At 55.1% G+C, this 17,906-nt stretch carries 17 protein-coding genes; 6 read left to right on the top strand and 11 right to left on the bottom strand.

The window, feature by feature from the left end:
* Positions 1 to 4 precede the first annotated feature (4 nt).
* Genes HXY34_07255 through arsB form a run of 3 tightly spaced genes read right to left on the bottom strand, consistent with a single transcriptional unit; the run spans position 5 to position 1,767 of the window.
* A complete protein-coding gene (locus tag HXY34_07255; protein ID NWF95926.1) occupies positions 5 to 322 on the bottom strand; it encodes a ferredoxin family protein in 318 nt (105 codons plus the stop codon).
* The gene (locus tag HXY34_07250) at positions 303 to 650 is read right to left on the bottom strand and encodes a hypothetical protein (GenBank protein NWF95925.1); all 348 of its coding nucleotides are present in this window, start codon (positions 648 to 650) and stop codon (positions 303 to 305) included. The genes HXY34_07255 and HXY34_07250 overlap by 20 nt, the downstream gene beginning before the upstream one ends.
* A gap of 37 nt (positions 651 to 687) precedes the next feature.
* A complete protein-coding gene (gene arsB, locus HXY34_07245; GenBank protein NWF95924.1) occupies positions 688 to 1,767 on the bottom strand; it encodes an ACR3 family arsenite efflux transporter in 1,080 nt (359 codons plus the stop codon).
* A gap of 575 nt (positions 1,768 to 2,342) precedes the next feature.
* On the opposite strand from arsB, the gene HXY34_07240 reads away from it, so the two are divergent.
* A complete protein-coding gene (locus HXY34_07240) occupies positions 2,343 to 3,527 on the top strand; it encodes a GNAT family N-acetyltransferase (GenBank protein NWF95923.1) in 1,185 nt (394 codons plus the stop codon).
* Positions 3,528 to 3,773: 246 nt separating this feature from the next.
* Positions 3,774 to 5,018, top strand: coding sequence for a hypothetical protein (locus HXY34_07235; GenBank protein ID NWF95922.1), 1,245 nt, complete (start codon positions 3,774 to 3,776; stop codon positions 5,016 to 5,018).
* A gap of 115 nt (positions 5,019 to 5,133) precedes the next feature.
* On the opposite strand, the gene HXY34_07230 is transcribed toward HXY34_07235, so the two are convergent.
* The 3 genes from HXY34_07230 to HXY34_07220 are packed head-to-tail and all read right to left on the bottom strand — an operon-like array spanning position 5,134 to position 8,052.
* Entirely contained in the window at positions 5,134 to 6,267 is a 1,134-nt protein-coding gene (locus tag HXY34_07230; GenBank protein ID NWF95921.1) for a (Fe-S)-binding protein, read from the bottom strand.
* The gene (locus tag HXY34_07225) at positions 6,264 to 7,691 is read right to left on the bottom strand and encodes an FAD-binding oxidoreductase (GenBank protein NWF95920.1); all 1,428 of its coding nucleotides are present in this window, start codon (positions 7,689 to 7,691) and stop codon (positions 6,264 to 6,266) included. Before HXY34_07225 ends, HXY34_07230 begins: the two co-directional genes overlap by 4 nt.
* A 1-nt stretch (position 7,692) precedes the next feature.
* Positions 7,693 to 8,052: a hypothetical protein gene (locus tag HXY34_07220; protein ID NWF95919.1), complete on the bottom strand. Its 360-nt coding sequence runs from the start codon at positions 8,050 to 8,052 to the stop codon at positions 7,693 to 7,695.
* 245 nt (positions 8,053 to 8,297) lie between these two features.
* On the opposite strand from HXY34_07220, the gene HXY34_07215 reads away from it, so the two are divergent.
* Together HXY34_07215 and HXY34_07210 are read left to right on the top strand one after the other, a co-directional pair.
* Positions 8,298 to 8,930, top strand: coding sequence for a radical SAM protein (locus tag HXY34_07215; protein NWF95918.1), 633 nt, complete (start codon positions 8,298 to 8,300; stop codon positions 8,928 to 8,930).
* 95 nt (positions 8,931 to 9,025) lie between these two features.
* Complete coding sequence (locus HXY34_07210) at positions 9,026 to 9,718, top strand: hypothetical protein (GenBank protein NWF95917.1); 693 nt, start codon at positions 9,026 to 9,028, stop codon at positions 9,716 to 9,718.
* A gap of 368 nt (positions 9,719 to 10,086) precedes the next feature.
* Here the strand turns inward: HXY34_07210 and HXY34_07205 are convergent, their stop codons facing one another.
* From HXY34_07205 to HXY34_07195, 3 genes are all read right to left on the bottom strand, one after another.
* A complete protein-coding gene (locus HXY34_07205) occupies positions 10,087 to 10,542 on the bottom strand; it encodes a pyridoxamine 5'-phosphate oxidase family protein (GenBank protein NWF95916.1) in 456 nt (151 codons plus the stop codon).
* Positions 10,543 to 10,548: 6 nt separating this feature from the next.
* Positions 10,549 to 12,024, bottom strand: a complete 1,476-nt coding sequence (locus HXY34_07200) for an aspartate ammonia-lyase (protein ID NWF95915.1) — start codon at positions 12,022 to 12,024, stop codon at positions 10,549 to 10,551.
* 252 nt (positions 12,025 to 12,276) lie between these two features.
* Positions 12,277 to 13,653 carry an MBL fold metallo-hydrolase gene (locus tag HXY34_07195; GenBank protein NWF95914.1) on the bottom strand — a complete coding sequence of 459 codons (1,377 nt, stop codon included), beginning with the start codon at positions 13,651 to 13,653 and terminating at the stop codon, positions 12,277 to 12,279.
* 136 nt (positions 13,654 to 13,789) lie between these two features.
* Between HXY34_07195 and HXY34_07190 the strand changes: the two genes are divergently transcribed.
* Complete coding sequence (locus HXY34_07190; GenBank protein ID NWF95913.1) at positions 13,790 to 14,245, top strand: hypothetical protein; 456 nt, start codon at positions 13,790 to 13,792, stop codon at positions 14,243 to 14,245.
* 3 nt (positions 14,246 to 14,248) lie between these two features.
* On the opposite strand, the gene HXY34_07185 is transcribed toward HXY34_07190, so the two are convergent.
* Positions 14,249 to 15,394: a hypothetical protein gene (locus HXY34_07185; GenBank protein ID NWF95912.1), complete on the bottom strand. Its 1,146-nt coding sequence runs from the start codon at positions 15,392 to 15,394 to the stop codon at positions 14,249 to 14,251.
* 222 nt (positions 15,395 to 15,616) lie between these two features.
* Here HXY34_07185 and HXY34_07180 point away from each other — a divergent pair, with 222 nt between their 5' ends.
* A complete protein-coding gene (locus HXY34_07180; protein ID NWF95911.1) occupies positions 15,617 to 16,201 on the top strand; it encodes a signal peptidase I in 585 nt (194 codons plus the stop codon).
* On the opposite strand, the gene HXY34_07175 is transcribed toward HXY34_07180, so the two are convergent.
* On the bottom strand, positions 16,194 to 17,783 hold the full coding sequence (locus HXY34_07175) for a hypothetical protein (protein ID NWF95910.1): 1,590 nt from the start codon (positions 17,781 to 17,783) through the stop codon (positions 16,194 to 16,196). The two genes, HXY34_07180 and HXY34_07175, sit on opposite strands and share 8 nt — an antisense overlap.
* Between the last annotated feature and the right edge of the window lie 123 nt (positions 17,784 to 17,906).

Genomic DNA, 17,906 nt, shown 5'->3' with positions numbered 1-17,906 from the left:
CCGTTCACACTCCAGAAGCGGTCCGGGCCGCCTTGATGACTTGTAGAATCTCTGCCTTGTCGGGAAAGGATATTGCATCTCTGGGGCACATCTTCCTGCATGCCTGGCAGAAGACGACGCAGTTGTATCTGTTCTCCACTTCTATCTTGGGTGGGTCTGTCCTCTTCCTATAGACACGATGCGGGCAGAACTTGAAACAGTCATACTCGCCGGCACATCCGTCGCACTTGTCTTGGTCGATACGGGGCCACCACGGTATCTTTTCCCTGGGCACGCCCATGAACGTCGGTTCCGGACCGGAGTCACTCTGCGTCGTATCCATGTTTCTTCAGCTCCTGCCTGACCTTCTCAACGGCCTGCTCGGTCGTCATGTCCCGAATATCAATGGGAACCAGATCGGTCTTCGCATCCATGCCCACTCGTGCGAATGCGTCGCGAAACAGCTTGTACTGCATCGCAGGGGCACAACCACCAATGAAGACGCGTGTGCCTGGCTTGAGGGTGAGTTCAAGATAGCGATCCCCATCTGCTTCGCACAGCTGTGGGTGAATGACACCGTACTGCACGGGAAGTGTCATTCTCACAACGTTCACAAAGTCCCAGATGTCCATCTTCTCGAAGCCGGGACACTTGCCTGTGCACACACACATTATGAACACGGGTTTCTCTTGTATCTCTCCTCACCTCCTAGCGAGCGCTTGTTGGTGCGTCGCACTCTGACATGTCGCCAGCTTGTCGGCCGTATAGCCGTTTGCCAAGCCATATTGCTGCATAGACCAGTGTGATGAGGACTGGCACCTCAATGAGTGGACCGACCACTGCTGCAAGAGCCTGTCCTGACTCTATTCCGAACACACCAATCGCCACAGCTATGGCCAGTTCGAAGTTGTTACTGGCCGCGGTGAATGACAGCGTGACGTTCTTGTCATATGCGAACTTCAGAGCATAGGCAATGCCGAACGAGACGAAGAACATGATGACGAAGTAGGAGAAGAGAGGAAGTGAGATTCGCAGTACGTCAAGGGGGAGAGTGAGGATGACATCACCCTTCAGTGAGAACATCACGACTATTGTGAATAGCAGACCCACTATCGCATAGGGACCAAGCTTGGGTGCAAACTGTGTATCATACCACTCCTTGGACCTTCTCCTCACAAGTGTGTAACGTGTAATGAGACCCGCGATAAGTGGTATTCCAAGGAAGATGAACACACTCCTAGCAATGTCCATGATGGAGACTTCCACAATCTCTCCTGCACCTAGACCTAGTGCCGATGGAAGGTATGTGACAAAGAACCATGCCTCTGGACTGTACATGATGATCTGAAAGATTGAGTTCAGCGCCACAAGAACCGCACAGGACTCGCCACATCCTCCTGCCATCATGTTCCATATGAGTACCATGGCGATGCAGCGAGCAAGCCCTACCAGAACGATTCCAGTCCGGTAGTCTGGCATGTCTGCCAAGAACAGCCATGCAAGTCCGAACATGAGGAACGGCCCGATAAGCCAGTTTAGTGTCAGTGATACTCCCATCATTCTACCCTCTCGTTTCAGCTTTCCGAGCTCTTCATACTTCACCTTTGCAAGCACAGGATACATCATCCACAGAAGACCAATGGCTATCGGCAGTGACACCGTGTCTATCCGGAGAAAGTCGAGGGCCTCCGCCAGACCCGGCACTAGGTATCCTAATAGGAGCCCCAATGCCATCGCTGCAAAGATCCATAGGGGGAGAAACCTGTCCAGCGTACTGAGCCGTTTCAAGACGCTTCTCTCTGAAGAGTCCGGACTTCGTCCGGGCTGTCCATCGTCTGATTCATTCATGGGCCGCATGAATTTCACCTGATATTCCAGATATTTAAAACAATCGATATATGGCCCCATGGCTGATGACTAATGCTGCCACCGACCACTTGAGCCATAGCCACTGCCAGAAGAGCAAAGACTCACAAGTGAGCATGGAGTGGTCACGGCTCCCATGGATGACCCTCCGAAGAGCGGACTGGTCTTGGTATGATCTCAAGGGATATTGCCACACTCGGACTTGTCGTCGGCATGATGATAACACTGATTCTGAGCTGGTTGTCATTCATCGGGCCATGTCCGCTACAACTCCTCTTGGCGGGCCATGCCAGATGGTGGCAATCGGAAGTGGGCATCTCCCGGGGCTGCGGACAAGCGCGCATTCTCATCGAGCAGCACCTTTCGTGCAGGTTCTGCCTCTGCGTTTGAATCTCATGTCAGGCAGGCATTCCAAGTCTTGAACTGCGACGCGTTCACGAGTCTTAAAGGGAGGTCCGTGACCATCGTGAGTTATGCCACAATACACTGTCCGCCTCTTGGAGGAGGATGATCTGGAGTCTGTATCCCGGCTACACAGGTACGCCTTCGGCGGCACAAGAGATGCGCCCAGCGAAGACTGGACAAGCTGGCTCAAGGGCAATGAGACCTTCGGGCTATTCGAGGATGAAGTACTGGTTTCCGGAGTGACACTCAGACCACTCGTGCAGTCCATCCGAGGAGTCCCAAAGGCCATGGGGGGAATATCTGCTGTGGCCTCATACCCCGAGAACAGACGAAGGGGGCACATCCGAGAGCTGTTCAGAGTGGTGTTTGAGAGAATGCATGAGCGATGCATGCCTGTCAGCATGTTGTCTGCCTTCAAGCGAAGCTATTATCGTCAGTTTGGCTACGTTCCTGCAAACACGAGTCCGTTCGCGAAGACCTCAGGTAATCATCTGCAAAGCCTTCTGAGCATTCGGCCCAATCCAGCAATCACGATTGAGCGTGTGTCGATGGCAGACGCACGAGAGCTGTACATGGACTTTGTCAGGGCGGTCTGCATACCTCGATACCACGGATTCGCATACGCACCGTCTGTCTCTGACTGGGAGTGGAAGGACCGTGCGAAGGACGCTGTCCTTGCAGTGGCCCGCAGGGACGGACGTCCCGTCGGGATTGTCAAGTATCGGATTAACGTGAGGCGGCTCGAGCTTCCCGGAGAAGATGAACAGTCGCTGCAGATCCTAGAGATGTACTGGAGTGACCTAGAGGCTCGTGATGCTCTACTTCGCTTCATAGGTCAACATACAGGACAGGTCCGTGAGGTGTCGCTGTATATGCCTCTCAACGAGCACTTGGAGCTCTTGTTCCCGGACGCGGAGTGGCAGATGAAGACATGGCAGGCATGGTGCGTTCGAGTGATTGATGCACAACGGTCTCTCATGGGACTGCCTGCCGAACAGAGCGGTCGCATTGTGATGTCCATCACTGACGAGTCTTGTGGGGACAGCAAGAGCGTGTTGGAGGTCTCGGAGCGCGATGGCAGACTAGATGTTCAGAGCACAGAGAGTGAACCGGATTGCCATCTGGTCTCTGCAGGAATCTCAGCTCTTGTCTACGGCACGATGGCCATAGATGAGATTGAACACATGGGATGGGCTCGGATTGGGACTGATGCTGCTCGAAAGCTCCTGCGCATCTGGTTTCCCAGAAGGAGCATCCACAATGCTCTTGAATTCTAGCCGTCATGGCGTGTGCTGACTTCTCTCAAATGTTCGCCTTGAGTCGCCCACATGTGTACACTGGGCTCTTGGTTTCCATGCTAGTGGCAAGAAGCGCGCCGTGACATTGCATGTGTGCCTCTACTGGAGCCATGTATTGAGTCCACTACATGGAGGCAAGGTTGATTTAGGGGAGTGCTCAAGCCAAGAGTGCATCCATCGGAAGAACCAATGGAGAGTCAAGACTAGGTGTTAGAGGCGGGTTGATTGCACGGAAGCATTGATTCCACAGACAATGCATCGAACGAGAGAATCCTCTTCCTGTTCAACGCTCGACACGGACTTGCTCCGTACTCTCATGCCTTCATAGACACCATGATGGATGTTCAGGTGCTGTCTGGCTTCGTCTCGGCAATCCTCTCCTTCATGCAAGAGGCTCTCGGGTCAAGCCAGAAGTCCTGGAAGACCGAGTATGGGTCAGACTCCACTCTACTCGTTGAGGCCGGCGACTGGATAGTCGGAGTCCTTGCAGTTTCGCGGGTGACCAGCGAGCTGAGAAGCAGGGTCAGGAGCATAGTGAAACGCTTCGAGAAGGACTTTGCGTTCATGAAGGACTGCGACGGGATTGAGGGCGGGATATACACCGAGTTTGACAGCATTGTGCGGCACGAGTTTGTTGACAGCCGTGTCTCAGAGCGGTCAATATTCCTTAAGAGACCTGACTGGGTCGAGAGGGGGCGGTGTCTGCCGCCTGAGGAGATCTCTCAGAGAGTCGTAGACTTCATGACCCGTGCTGACGACGGCAAGACCTTGGGGGATGTGTCTGCCGAGCTGGGCATGAACATTGACGATGTCACAGACTGTGCATCGCAAGCGGTATGGCATCGGCTTGCCTCAATGGTCTACGTCCCCTCTGATGAAGACCTCCTGTCACTCTCAGAAGGCTCCTCAAGCGTACTTCTTGGCAGAGGCAATCCCGCCAATCTGAGTCCTGACACGCTCCTCCTGCTCTCCATGACCGATGGAAGGTCTGAACTCGCCCGACTGATCGAGATCATAGAACCTGCAGACAAGGATGCTACTCTCAGAGAGCTTGGCATTCTCCTGAACAAGGGGTATGTGCAGAGGGAGTCCTTCGAACGCATACTTGTCTTTGTCACCGAGTGTATCGTGTCGTCACTCTTGATCTCATGCGGAAAGTATCTCGGCGTGGCAGCAACGGAGGCACTCATTCGACGTGCCATGAAGGCTGGTAGCCGTGCACACCCATGGATTGGAAGAATCTCTGTTGATGGAGACCTCCATGCTCGATGCCGGCTCGATGACACGATGAGTCCGACGGACTTGGATGACACCCGTCTCGCACTGATCTACCTTCAGGACCGGGTGTTCGACGAGCTGACAGAGGCTCTTGGTCAGGAGAAGGCGGAGGACTTGGTGCTGCGGGCGCAAGCTGCGTGTTACAAACAGTGGGCTCATCTGATGGACCCATCGTTGGCTGCGTCACTGTAGTCCGACTTGCCGATTCGTGACGCGCTGCTGCCATCTCGCGGCTGCATCATCATCACATATCAACCTCAGGAGGGCATAGCTCATGTCCTCTGTGTGGCACTTGGAGCGTCATCTGTCACACCATGTTGTCCAGCACTTGTGAGAGGTCCATGACACTCGTGCTTCCGCTGGCGGCGTCTCTCAGATTTCGAACACAGAAAGGGCAGGCACTCACAACAGCACTGGCCCCCGTAGATGCTGCCTGACTGATTCGTCTTCGGGCGGTATCGAGGCTCCACTCGCCAAAGGCTGCCCTGACGCCACCACCTGCACCACAACAGAAGGCATTCTCTCTGATGAGTGGCATCTCAGTGAGTTCCAGAGGTAATGCTGACAGGACGGCTCTGGGTTCATCGTATACCTTCATGTGTCTGCCAAGATGGCAGGGGTCATGATAGGTCACGTCGAGCATGGTGGCGCCCTTCTTCGGCACTAGGCGACCCTCCTCAAGCAGCTCGTTGAACAGCTGAGACGCGTGCAAGACTCTCTGACTCGGTCTCACGCCCATTGACCTGTAGTCCCGCATCATTGTCCTGTAGCACCCAGAGCAGGAGGTGACAACCCTGCTTGCCCCAGCGGCCTCAAACTGCTCGATGTTGTGAGAGGCCAGGTCGGCAACAAGGTCTCTCTGGCCGGTGCGCAGAAGTGGTGAGCCACAGCAGAACTCGTCAACGACGGTGAACGAGACCTTCGCCTTCTTCAGGACCGAGATTGTTGCATCCCGAATGACGGTCTCACGGTAGTTTGACGTGCAGCCAACAAAGTACACAAGCTCCGCCTCGTCTGGCAACGCGTGCAGGGCCTGAAGAGACCGGGCATGGTGCGTCTCATTGTAGGGATTGTGCATATTGGCGATGCTGTCTCTGAGTCGCGCATGAGACGGAAGCGCCCCGAGCCTCTCCACTGCGCTTGCCCTCATCTCCTCTATGATCTCGACGATATGCTCTCTATGAGGGGCAAGACACTGGACTTCACAGTTCCCGCATGTAGTGCATGCGAAGATGGGTCTCATGAGCGACTCGTCCCACTTCAGCAGCCCCCGCTTGGTGGCCTGTGCGAGTCTCAGCCGACCTGATGCGAAATAGGTCTCGAAGCGGAACCTCTCTCCTGATGGACACGAGGGTGAATAGTCCCTGAAGACATACTTGCAGTTACCACACCGAATGCATCTGTGAAGCCACTCGTCAATCACGGACGGACTCGTCGTCATAGCCCCCACCTCCCAGGGTTCATGATACCATTCGGATCAAGCGCCTCCTTGACCTTGCGTAGCAACATGACGAAACCCGGGTCCGCTACCTGTTGCAACTTCTTGGCAGACCAGACGGGTGTCTTGTAGGGGATGGCTTTCAGACTGAGCGCATGGTCGAGCAGCTCTGCATTGCACCGTCTGACACGCTGAACAGTGTCTTCGTCCTTCGGAAATCGTATTATGAACTTGAACTCGCCAAAGTGCATCCCATCCATCGGCTTCAGAAAGGCCATCAATTCGAACCCATACTTCTCGACGATTCTGCGACCGCCCTCTAGTGCCTCTCCCCACCGCGCCGGATGGATGTATGTGCCCACCCATGTGAGACCGTCGAACTCGGTCAGTATCTTGAAGGCGTCAGAAGGGAAGTCTATCCACGAGTGGGCGTCAGAACCCATGATGGCTGCCACTGCGGGCCATGCAAGCAGAGTCTGCCGGGGCTCTTCCGCTCTCGCCTCCTGTACAACTGACTCTAGGACTGAGCACTTCGCCGCGAGTTCTGTACGAGTATTGGCTGACAGTGTCAGAAGAGTGGCGTAGTCGGGCTCGCCTTCGAAGACCCCCACCGGATACTCGACCCCAAGGAGCATCTTCAGCAGAGTCAGTGACATACAGTCACCGTCATCAATGATCTGCCTCTGGCATATCCTGGTAAGCAGGTCTGTGGTAGCCTTCTCGCCGAACGTAAGTAGCGCGAAGTGCTCGGTCTCAGGAAGACGGGGCCAGAGCTTGAGTCCTATCTTGGTGACGATTCCTGTCATGCCCTGCCAGCCGCTGAACAGACCGACAAGGTCGGGAAGCGGATACCGTCCAAACCAGTTGCCATCGCCCATTATGGCCGAGCCGACTCTGACCAGTTCGCCAGTGGGCAATACCGCCTCAAGACCCGTGATGAAGTCGGCCATTGCTCCGTGTGCAGTGGACAGGTCACATAGGCCCTGTAGCAGCGCATTCGACATCACGGACGCATAGGGTGGTGCGAGCGGATACGTGTATCGCAGATTGGGTGCATGTTCATTGAGGTACCTTCTGACATGCCCGAATGTGATCCCGGGCTCCACGACGATGTACATGGCGTTCTGGTCCAGTTCCACAATGCGGTCCATGCGCTTGAGGTCCACAATGACAGCTCCTCTAGTCTGCGGGATTGTGAGTCCTCCAACGTTCTGGCCTGTCACGAAAGGCACGAGAGGGGTCTTCGTCCTGTTTGCCAGACGGACTATGCTCTGAACCTCTTCCACGCTCTGAGGCATCACCACAAGAGCTGGTTCCTGTGGTGGGTTCTCTGTCATATCGTACGAGTAGACGTATCGCTCGCCCAGTCCGTCAGAGACATACTCGTCGCCCACTACCTGACACAGCTCGGTCTTGAGGTCTGACATGTCAATCACCAACCAGCCTGCTCATCAGGCGATAGAATCTGAGTGCGGAGACAGGGTGTCGTGCCAGTCCTCGGACCCGTATCTTTCTCCTCAAGACCGACTGAAGAACAGACGCTCTCTTCTGAAACACATCCGACATTGTGGACATTGTCATTCTGACACGGAGTTGTGCATCGGGTCGCGCACCATACTCGACACGTATGCCTCGGTCGAACACAATGCTCACAGGATAGAAGTCCGTGTCGATCACGACGGTCATGCGCCACCTAGACACTCCGGAGGCAAGTGCAGTGTTGCTTACCTTCTCTTCGAGAATCTTCGTGAGCACAGCTCCCAGCAGGTCCTTTGGTTTCTGGAGCATCTGGTATCACCTGTGGACCGACGAATGGACAGGTCTGCGGTCTCTGAGACCACTATTTAACATGCCTACTACAGTACGCTCTGCGGGTGCAGAAACAACCTATACAGACTGCCAACACCAGCAGCCTTGCTAGTCGCGGGCTCTTCACTGATGCCCCTGTGGATTGATGCAATCTCACGCGCATGGTACTGCCAGACCAATCGTGGTCCTTATGAGCGAGTGGCGCCGAGGCACCAGCGAAGGATATGAGTCTGGTCTACTGGAAGGAGAAGACACTCTACGTCAATCCCACCAACCAATGCACATGCGCCTGCAGGTTCTGCGTCCGGAACTTCTCAGATGGCGTCTATGGCTTCACACTCAAGCTCGACCATGAGCCCACCCCGGAGGAGCTCTCTCAGGCTGTGATCAGGTCATGGACTCCTGATTTCCAGGAAGTCGCGGTTGTGGGTTTTGGAGAGCCGACAATGAATCTCGAAGGCGTGGTTGCGGTTGGTGAGGCAGTCAAGGGTCTCGGACCCACCCGACTGCGAATCGACACCAATGGCCATGGTCTGCTCATACATCCAAAGCGTGACGTGCCGCAAGAACTGGCTGATGCCGGCTTTGAGGTCGTGAGAGTCTCACTGAACGCGCAGGATGCCAAGACCTATGTCAGACTGTGTCGTCCACAGCACGGTGAGGCGGCGTACCACTCGATGTTGGAGTTCGCGGCGAGATGCTCCAGACTGATGACATTGGAGATGTCGGTGGTCGACCTGCCAGTGATTGACATTGAAGCGTGCCGACGCATAGCTGACAGCATGAGTGCTGAGTTTGTGGTTCGACCGTTCCGAGGTCCGGATGCGGTCCTTGTGGGCATAAGGGCGATGAGCTGACGCAAGGACCAGGCACTGTATCCTGACAGATTCAGCCGTGGTGGTGTGACGGATTGAGGAGCTACGTGATATTACCATTCATAAGAGAGAGGACATTGCCACGCTCTTTCTGGATGGAAGACAACAGGTTTCCCGAGTCCCTCGTGCGACTCTTTCTTGCGCAGTTCACCGAGCCCGGTGACATTGTGCTTGACCCGTTTGCTGGTTTCGGCACCACACTCACAGTGGCCGAGGAGATGGGTCGCATTCCATTTGGGGTGGAGCGAGACCCGGTGAGGTTCGAGTATGTCCGCTCACTTCTGCGCTCAAAGGGCAACATGATACACGGTGACTCGCGTCAGCTATTGTCGTATTCGCTGCCGAGAGTGGACTTCTCGATGAGTTCCCCTCCCTTCATGCCTTCTGACTACGGACTGAACCCTCTGACGGGCGAACGGGAACCCGCGACCTACAACATGTACCTCGACGCTCTTCAAGATGTGTACAGACAGGTTGCACAGCTGCTGAGACCTGATGGGACTGTCGTCATCGAGGTCTCCAATCTGAGGGACGAGGTATTCACTCCCTTCGCGTGGGACGTCGCAAGGGCGGTCTCACGCGTCATGGACTTCCTCGGTGAGACCGTCGTGTGCTGGGAGGGTGAAGACTCGGAAAGCGGGACATACGGTTTTGGTTACGATCACAGCTACTGCATGGTCTTCAGGCGGCACAGTCAGGCTGGTTCACTCGAACTCTCCAGTCATGAGCCGTCTGTTCGTGACAGCGATGGTCCGAAGGCCAACTCGTAGTGCTGGCCACAGACCGACCGGCCACTGGTCTGCCTTTCTGCGATTCTCTGTGAGACCTGCGTGTTGTCACCTGACTTGTACGGACCTCGACACCACTCCCGGATTCGGTATGCCATGTGCGGCACGGCACACAACGAGACTCAAGAGTCAGCTGTCCATCGCAGGCCTGATGTTCGTTGTGTTCACCCACCGGGGACCAGACCGACGCGAAGCTGCTGTCGACAAGAGTCCCGCTTGATGCGGAATGGAGGTCACCGTGATTGGACTCGCGGTTGCGTCGATGCGGCATGGTCGGTCTAACGGCGGCAGAACAGCAGAACGACCTTGTGCGCCGGGAACAGGCGACTGCTACTCTGCCGCTACATGGTTCACACTTCTATGAGCTGCACTGACTCGAAGTCACTGACAAGGTACACTTTCCTTACCTGCACGAGGATGATGGCCGTGTCATCTTCTGCAATGAAGTTGGCGAGATGTGGGTGACGAGTCGCGAGAATGGACGCGAGTCGGTCTCGCTCTGTTCCCTCAGTGTCAATTGCATCTCCAATGACCGTAGCGAACTTCGCCATCGTGATGTCGTCAGGTGTGTTTCGTCTGTTGTCAATCAGTAATGCGACTGACCGGCTTCGCATAATGTCCCTGAACTTCCTCCGTTGCCTCTTTGTTGAGAACACGATTCCCTTGAGGTCCTCGGTGAATGCAAAGCTGACGAGACATGAATAGAGCTCATCCTCGGAACGAGTAGCGAGGACTGCTGTGAGCTGCTCGTTGAGGAGCCGTGTCAGTGAGTCCCGGAAGTGAGGACTCAACTCGGCGATTCTCACTGTCAGTCACCCTCCCACTGTCCCCTTGTCTCTCGACGCCTTCACTCTTGGATGGTCGTGTCCGTAGACTCCGCCACGAGTCATTCTCTCCGGGCTGAGGAGTCGGTCCAGCAGCTCAGGGTCAATGAGTTTCTCCTCGAGGACTATGTCACGAACGGGCCGCTTGGTCTCCAGTGCTTTCTTTGCAATGCGTGATGTTGCCTTGTACCCCAGAACCGGATTCAGTGCAGTCACGATTCCCACACTGCGGTAGACGACATCAAGTCCCTCTTTGTTCGGCTGGATGCCCGAGACACAGCGTTCCCTGAATATCGGAATCGCGTTCCTCAACACCTTGAGTGCTTGGAAGAAGTTGTACGCAATCAGAGGTTCAAAGGCATTGAGTTCGAGCTGTCCGGCCTGTGCGGCCATTGAAATGACCGTGTCATGGCCCACCACCTGAAACGCAACTTGCATGACCATCTCTGCAATGACCGGATTGACCTTGCCGGGCATTATTGAGGAACCCGGCTGAACAGCGGGCAACGAAATCTCATGGAAGCCACCCACTGGGCCCGATGAGAGAAGGATGATGTCGCCACTGATCTTTGCTAGGTTGGTCGCCAGCACTCTGAGCAGAGAGGAGGCATGCACGAACTCGTCTGCGTTTTGTGTGTCGTCCACGAGGTTCTCTGCAGTTGTGAGTCGAGGGAGTCCAGTGACTTCTCTGAGATGCGCCTCTGCAAGGTCAATGTACTCAGGGTCTGCATTGAGTGATGTGCCGATTGCAGTGGCACCTATGTTGTGAGTCTGCAGCACCTCCATCGCGTTGCTGATTCGGACGAGATCGCGCTTCAGAGCGGCAGACCAAGCCGAGAACTCCTGTCCGAGCGTTATCGGCACTGCATCTTGCATCTCTGTCCGTCCAAGTTTGAGGATGTCCTTGAACTCGGTTGCCTTTTGGTCTAGCGTAGTTGTCAGTCCACTCAGGGCTTCAGACAGGTCTCTAAAGCCATAGATTGTCGCAATCTTGATGGCCGTGGGATAGACGTCATTCGTGGACTGACTCATGTTCACATGGTCGAGCGCACTGACCGGGCTCTGGGAGTTCCTAGAGTGGCCTAGTATCTCGTTTGCACGAGAGGCGATGACCTCGTTGGCATTCATGTTTGTTGAAGTGCCTGCTCCTCCTTGCATCATGTCAACCACGAACTGGTCGACCAGTGCTCCGCCAATTATCTCATCGCAGGCCTTGACAATTGCTCCCGCGTAGTCCTCGGGAAGATGATCCAAGTCGAAGTTGGCGAGCGCACAGGCCTTCTTGACCATGGCCAGTGTCCGGACCAGCGTCGGGTAGTTCCTAAGAGGCACAAGGGAGACGCTGAAGTTCTGAAGCGCCCTCAACGTCTGAACACCCCAGTAGGCATCACGGGGGACTTGCAATGTGCCAAGAAGGTCTGTCTCCTCCCTGTATGCGCCTGCAGTTTCCGTTTGTTCAGTCAATCTGTCCACGTCCTGAGCAAGAACCAGTCGTACATGGACAGTTCAACTTGTCGTGGATTTCTGTCTATTGGCGTCGAGTCCCATGACCTACGACTGACACGACTCTCCAGGCTGACGGCCACGGTCAGTGTCCACGTCTGTGCATACTGATGCTGTGCGATGCTTCAGCTGACCTCGAGGAGTATGCACGCGAGCTATACGTCAGTGACAGACCATGGGTGCTGCCCCCTGTCCAGCCGACAATGAACCGTTCTACTTGTCCGTCAGTGGATAGCCTTGACTCTTCCATGCCTTGAGGCCGGCAGCCAACACTCCGACATCACGGAAGCCCTGACGAACCAGCAGGCTTGCTGCCGTTGTGCTACGGACTCCTGAAGGACATACCGTCACGAACGAGCTCCCCTTGTCAAGCGACATGACTCCTGTCTCGAATTCGGACAGTGGAAGCGAGACAGTCCCTTGGATGTGTTCCTTGTCGTACTCGTGTCCCTGCCTGACGTCGATGATCTTGATTGTCCCGGCCTCATGTCGGGACCTTGTCTCGGGGACCGCATACTCATGCAGAGACCTCGTGGGGCGTCCCCCGGACTTCCACTCATCGATACCAGAGGCAAGGTATCCGGCGAAGCTGTCGAGACCAACACGGAGAAGATATGCCCACACCTGTGTGACGTCCTCTGATCTGGCAAGTACACCGAGATGCCTGTCTTCAGAACTGAGAACCCAACCTGCCGACATACCCATGCCCTGTAGAGGGATACTGATGGATCCAGGTATGTGCATACGCATGAATGACTGTGGCGGTCGTGTGTCGATGACTACACATCCCGTCTGGTTCATCATGCTATCGAAGGTTGCGACGTCCATAGGTGATGGCGTTTCAAGAGTGGAGATCAGTGGTGGACCGACTGTGTTGAGTCGCTCACATCGCTTGAAATAGGCCGACAAGGTCAGCTTCTGCTCAGACTTGGCCCTGACAAACTCAGACTCGTCCATTCTGAGCCACTTGTTGTGACGGCGCTCGAAACCTATCGTGCTGACTTCGCGGTTGCCTATGTCCCCGCCACATACAGAGCCTGCACCATGCGCAGGGTACACTATGACGCCGTCGTCAAGGCGCAGCAAGACCTCTGTAAGACTCTTGTACAGCTTCTCAGCCATCCGGTCGGTTAGCTTGGGGTCTACTAGGTCCGTCCGGCCCACTTCGTTCACAAACAGCGTATCTCCGGTGAAGACCGCTACGGGGTCCTTCCCAACGGACGAGTCTGCAGCGAGATAGCACATGCTGTCATCCGTATGGCCTGGTGTTGAGAGGGCAGTGACTATCGTCTTGCCTATACGAAAGGAGTCCCCATCGGAGAGCGCATCATCACCATACTTGAATGCGGTGAGATTGCTGTGCCCAATCCGTGCTGAGGGATACAGATTCTGTATCTCAAGAGAACCTGTGACATAGTCCTCGTTTCTATGGGTTTCGAACACATGCGTTATCTTGCACTGCGACTCTCTGCACAGTTGCTCGTATATGCCTGCGTCTCGACGCGGGTCAATGACAAAGGCCTCACCTTCTGAGCTGACAAAGTACGAGAGATGAGCAAGGCCATCCGAACGCACAGTCGTGACTCTCATGCTATTCGATGCACCTACACGACGACTGTCCCTGTATGATAAAAGCTGCCGCATGCGACAGTCATTCAGTCAGTGTCACGGGCAACAAGGACAATCCTTAAGCAGAGCACGTCACATTCCTGTGGAGGCGAACACCATGTTTGCGAATACGGAAGAAGGGATTGTGGTCCAGACAGACCTCGCGACTCTCAGAAAGGCGGCCGACAGGGTTCTGGTGCACTACTTGGAATTCGTGGAGCAACATGATGGCACAAGACGCCCTACGGAGGGCAATGTGTCGTTTGGAGAGGCAGTGGTGTTCAAGGAGGACATTGATCTCATTCCCGCCGAGATAGTGGCAGTCAAGCTTGACGGGACCACATGGTATGTGATGAGCACGTCCGAAACACCAGCCAGCGGGTTTCCGACAGCTAAGGATGCGGCGAAAGCGGCTGAGTCGGAGATGAAGCGGCTCCGGATTCTAAGGCAGTTCTTGGAGAAACAGAATGGTGCTGTTGTGAAACCAGTCGAGAACTGGAAGCCAGACAACGTCGCAGATGCCAAACGAATCCTGAGCGTGATCTCTGATGCCCGTGCCAAATACCTGCACTGATTGTCAGCTCCACTTGTTGAGTAGACACGACGCTCGATTCAGTCTTGTGAAATGCGCGTAGCACAGCTTCAGCCCAGAGCTCCAGCTGCGGTCCATCCGCTCAGGAATCTGACCGTTGCTTGCGGCCTTTAGGAGTTCCCTCGCAGTAGCGGAGTCAGCGACCGACAGGCTACTCATGTGATGTGCTGCTGACTCGAGACCAAGTATTGCCCCCTCCAGCGCCCACACTAAGGCCAAACCCTTGAGAATCAGAGTTTCGTTCCCGTTTGCTGAAGGCGATTGGAACAGCTCTGCAAAGGCACACTTGGTCCTCTGCAGGTCGGGTTTCCTCTCCTCATCCAGACTCTCGCCCGTCGCGAGGGCCTCAATCTGCCATTGGATGTGGTCCTGCAGCATCTCGACTATCCTGACTCCGGCAACCGCATCATCGCCGAATGTGGACAACAGAGCGGACTTGGTGATAGGGCGCTTTGCCACCGTGGAATCCAGTGAGAATGTTGTCCCAGCATTGAAGATTGTATGCATGTGCCTATCAGTGCCAGACTCGCAGGCTGAGAGCACAGACAGCATATCGCGGCCACAACAGTTGCAGACTGTCGCGGCAATGATGGTTCGCTCGAGAATAGCGAAGAGACTCTCTACATGTTCTTTGCTATTCACTCGACGCATGTTTATTCTTCCGTCCTGAAGCATCGTTATGTTCAGGTCCCCGTCATCCGCTCTCCCGTATCCGAGTTCTCGACTGCACTTCACATCCTGAAATCTCTCCTTCAGGCACTCCATCATGTCGCACAGTATTGAAGGGTCAAAGACTGGGAACCTGACCTCTGAACCCGGTTCAATGCCACTGAAGACACGCAGCTCGGCCATGTATCTGGAGTTTGCGTCCTTGCAAGGCTGCGTGAAGACGATTCCGCCCTTGGGCTTGTCGGGCGCCTTGGTGTCCTTGGGTGGACGAATCCGTTCTGCAGAGGCCGTCAACTCCGTCTGAAGGCTCGAGAACTCCGGCAGCGAAAGAACTGGGCATGTCTCAATCTTCGTGTCACCGACAAGCACTGCTCTGGCGTAACTGGCACATGTTGAGAGCCCACAGAGTCCACAGTCTATCCTTGGTGTAGACCGCCACGCTCGAACCCAGATGCTGCTCATGAGTCTGTTCTCGCTCCATCGACCAAGAGCCCCTCCATTTAAGCATTGTAGTCTGAAGATGACATGTCGAGAGAGTTCTCACCTCAGGACTGCAGCGTCGCAGCAAGCCAAGCAGTATGCAGTCCCTGTGGCTGCAGAGCCCTCTAGCAAGAAGCGTGATTCGCAAGACAGTGCGTCAGCGTTATATTGGATGACCTCTTCCGGATGGATGGTGATTCTTTCTTGGAACGTGTTCGCCGGTTCCTTCGGTGGGACCAGAGGTCTGAACTGGTGAAGACTCTCATCATGATGGTGATAATCATCGGTGGGGTTTTCGGTGGGTATGGCATCTTCATGCTCGCCATGGGAACCACCTCTCCTCTTGTCGTCGTCACTAGCGAGTCGATGGTGCCCACTCTGAATAGAGGTGACATGCTGGTTCTTCAACGGCAGTCCCCCGAGGAGATAGAATTGGGAGAGATTATCGTCTACACTGCAAGCTGGTACACCGAGGCCCCCATCGTCCACCGCGTTGTCAGGATCGAGACTGTAAACGGGGAGTACAGGTACTATACCAAGGGTGACGCGAATGCACATGAAGACATTGGATACCGCGTATATGCCGATGTTGTAGGAGTGGTCGTACTCCAGATACCCGCAATTGGACACGTCTCTCTCTTCCTGCAGCAGCCCGAGGGACGAGTCCTCATAGTCGTAGTATTCATCGTGATTCTTGTGGTACCCGAGGTGGCATGCAAGGACGAGAAGAAGGATGAGCCTGGGGACGGGAGCGCCCCGTCGCAGACGGACACTGCTCCGGTCAGCTGAACACGCGTTCAACTACCTCCCGGAACATCTCTCGTTCGCTGTCATCTAGCTGAGCCTTGTTGGTCGATGCAACAAGCCGAGTGGCACTTGTCTCATTGAATCGGATGACAATCAGCCTGCTCCCGAGTTCCGCGGTCATGGACTCAAACTTGGCGCCCTTGGTCCCTTCCGGCACCGCCACGATGCCAAGTTCCGCAGTGCCGTCATCCATAGTGTTCTTGATTCGCTGTGCCGAGTAGAAAGCGGCTACACCTCCGCTTCTGTCCCAGTTCTTGACACTTGGGACATCAACAGACACCTGTCTTGTGATGCCGCGTCGGGTCATGCTCACCACCGCGGACGCCTGCTTTGCACCGCCTCCGGAGGCAGTCTTGAGTCGGACGTCAACCCCTGCTCTTATGCCAGCAATCAGTACTGCTTTCACAACGCCGCCAATGACGACCGATGATGTCAGCTTGATGACATGGTCATCTTGCGGAGCAACAGCAGTCTCCACCCTGCCTAAGAGAATGGTGTCCAGCAGGTTGATGATCTGGCGGATTGCCTCTCTGGGGACACCTCTTGACTTCACAAACGCCTCGTGAATGTGACGCGCCGTCAGAGGGAAGAGAGGGTCTGGCGGAGGCTCCATGTTCTGTTCTTCCCAGTACTTGGCCATCGACTGAGCGACGAAGTTGGCAACGTCCTGCTCGCTGAAGGCTCTGAGATTGACCGGTGCCTCCATGCGTGACCTCATTGGGGCATCGGCCATCTCGAAGATGCGAGGCCATATCTCAGAAAGGCATGAGGCGACTATGACAAGGTTCTTGCACTCGTTGTAGAGACGCTTTATGACCTCTAGGAACTGCCTCTCTCCTTCTTCGCCATGCGTATTGAATGGTCCTTCCATCTCATCTACGAACAGGACTATGGGGCTGTCTGAGTTGTCTGCAAGCAGCTTGAACGCGGCCAGAGTGACATCGTCCTCTTCCAGAATTGTCCTCACGCTCAGCTGCTCCAGCTCTGCAGAGGTCAGAGCGTCACCAAGCAACCATCGTCGTGCAAGCGCTCTCTTTCCATTGTCCAAAGCATAGTGAAGAAGGACATTGACAGCATCAGAGGATATACCGGGGTAGTCCATGAGTGCACGTTCCATGACCGCATTGACTCTGTCCGTGTCCATGTCGGCGCTTGCACCGTACTTGCCCAGCAGAGCTGAGGATGCAAGTTCAAAGAAACGGTCTCCTGCCTCGTCCACAAGACACGAGTAGAAGTGGAGTGGCACTCTTACAGGTGAGGGTGGCGAAGGCACGTAGACAGTAGAGTACTGTCCATTCTTGGGGTCGGCCGCTAGGTCACGAAGCACCCAGAACAGATGGGTCTTCCCCATTCCTGCGCTTCCGAGGACCGGCTGGAATCGCGGTGTCTTGTCCTGTCTGGTGAACCTGATTGCTCTAAGGGCCGCTCTGTCTGCTTCTTCGTGAGGCCCCGCAATATCAACCACATCTCGCGTGTCACCTCTTGACACGTACCTCTTCATTGGCAGGTTCTCCCTGAGAACCTCGATGTGCATCGTAGGATCGAAGACTTCAGTTCCAGTCAAGCGAATACCCCCGTGAGGACACTATGGCGTGCGCAGTGGAGCATTATGAACCTTAGCCTCACAGTGAAAGATGTCCCGTGATAGTACTGGCAGCGAATAGTGGCCGCGAAGATAGCCCTTATC

The organism is Candidatus Thorarchaeota archaeon, from assembly GCA_013388835.1.
Taxonomy (GTDB): domain Archaea; phylum Asgardarchaeota; class Thorarchaeia; order Thorarchaeales; family Thorarchaeaceae; genus JACAEL01.
The sequence above is the reverse complement of the archived record's forward strand: the minus strand, read 5'-3'. Positions and strand labels throughout refer to the sequence as shown.

Coding starts and splice junctions, on each gene's coding strand:
- HXY34_07255 (NWF95926.1), bottom strand. CDS start 322: ATGGATACGACGCAGAGTGACTCCGGTCCGGAACCGACGTTCATGGGC.
- HXY34_07250 (NWF95925.1), bottom strand. CDS start 650: ATGTGTGTGTGCACAGGCAAGTGTCCCGGCTTCGAGAAGATGGACATC.
- HXY34_07230 (NWF95921.1), bottom strand. CDS start 6,267: ATGACGACGAGTCCGTCCGTGATTGACGAGTGGCTTCACAGATGCATT.
- HXY34_07225 (NWF95920.1), bottom strand. CDS start 7,691: ATGTCAGACCTCAAGACCGAGCTGTGTCAGGTAGTGGGCGACGAGTAT.
- HXY34_07220 (NWF95919.1), bottom strand. CDS start 8,052: ATGCTCCAGAAACCAAAGGACCTGCTGGGAGCTGTGCTCACGAAGATT.
- HXY34_07215 (NWF95918.1), top strand. CDS start 8,298: ATGAGTCTGGTCTACTGGAAGGAGAAGACACTCTACGTCAATCCCACC.
- HXY34_07195 (NWF95914.1), bottom strand. CDS start 13,653: ATGAGAGTCACGACTGTGCGTTCGGATGGCCTTGCTCATCTCTCGTAC.
- HXY34_07190 (NWF95913.1), top strand. CDS start 13,790: ATGTTTGCGAATACGGAAGAAGGGATTGTGGTCCAGACAGACCTCGCG.
- HXY34_07185 (NWF95912.1), bottom strand. CDS start 15,394: ATGAGCAGCATCTGGGTTCGAGCGTGGCGGTCTACACCAAGGATAGAC.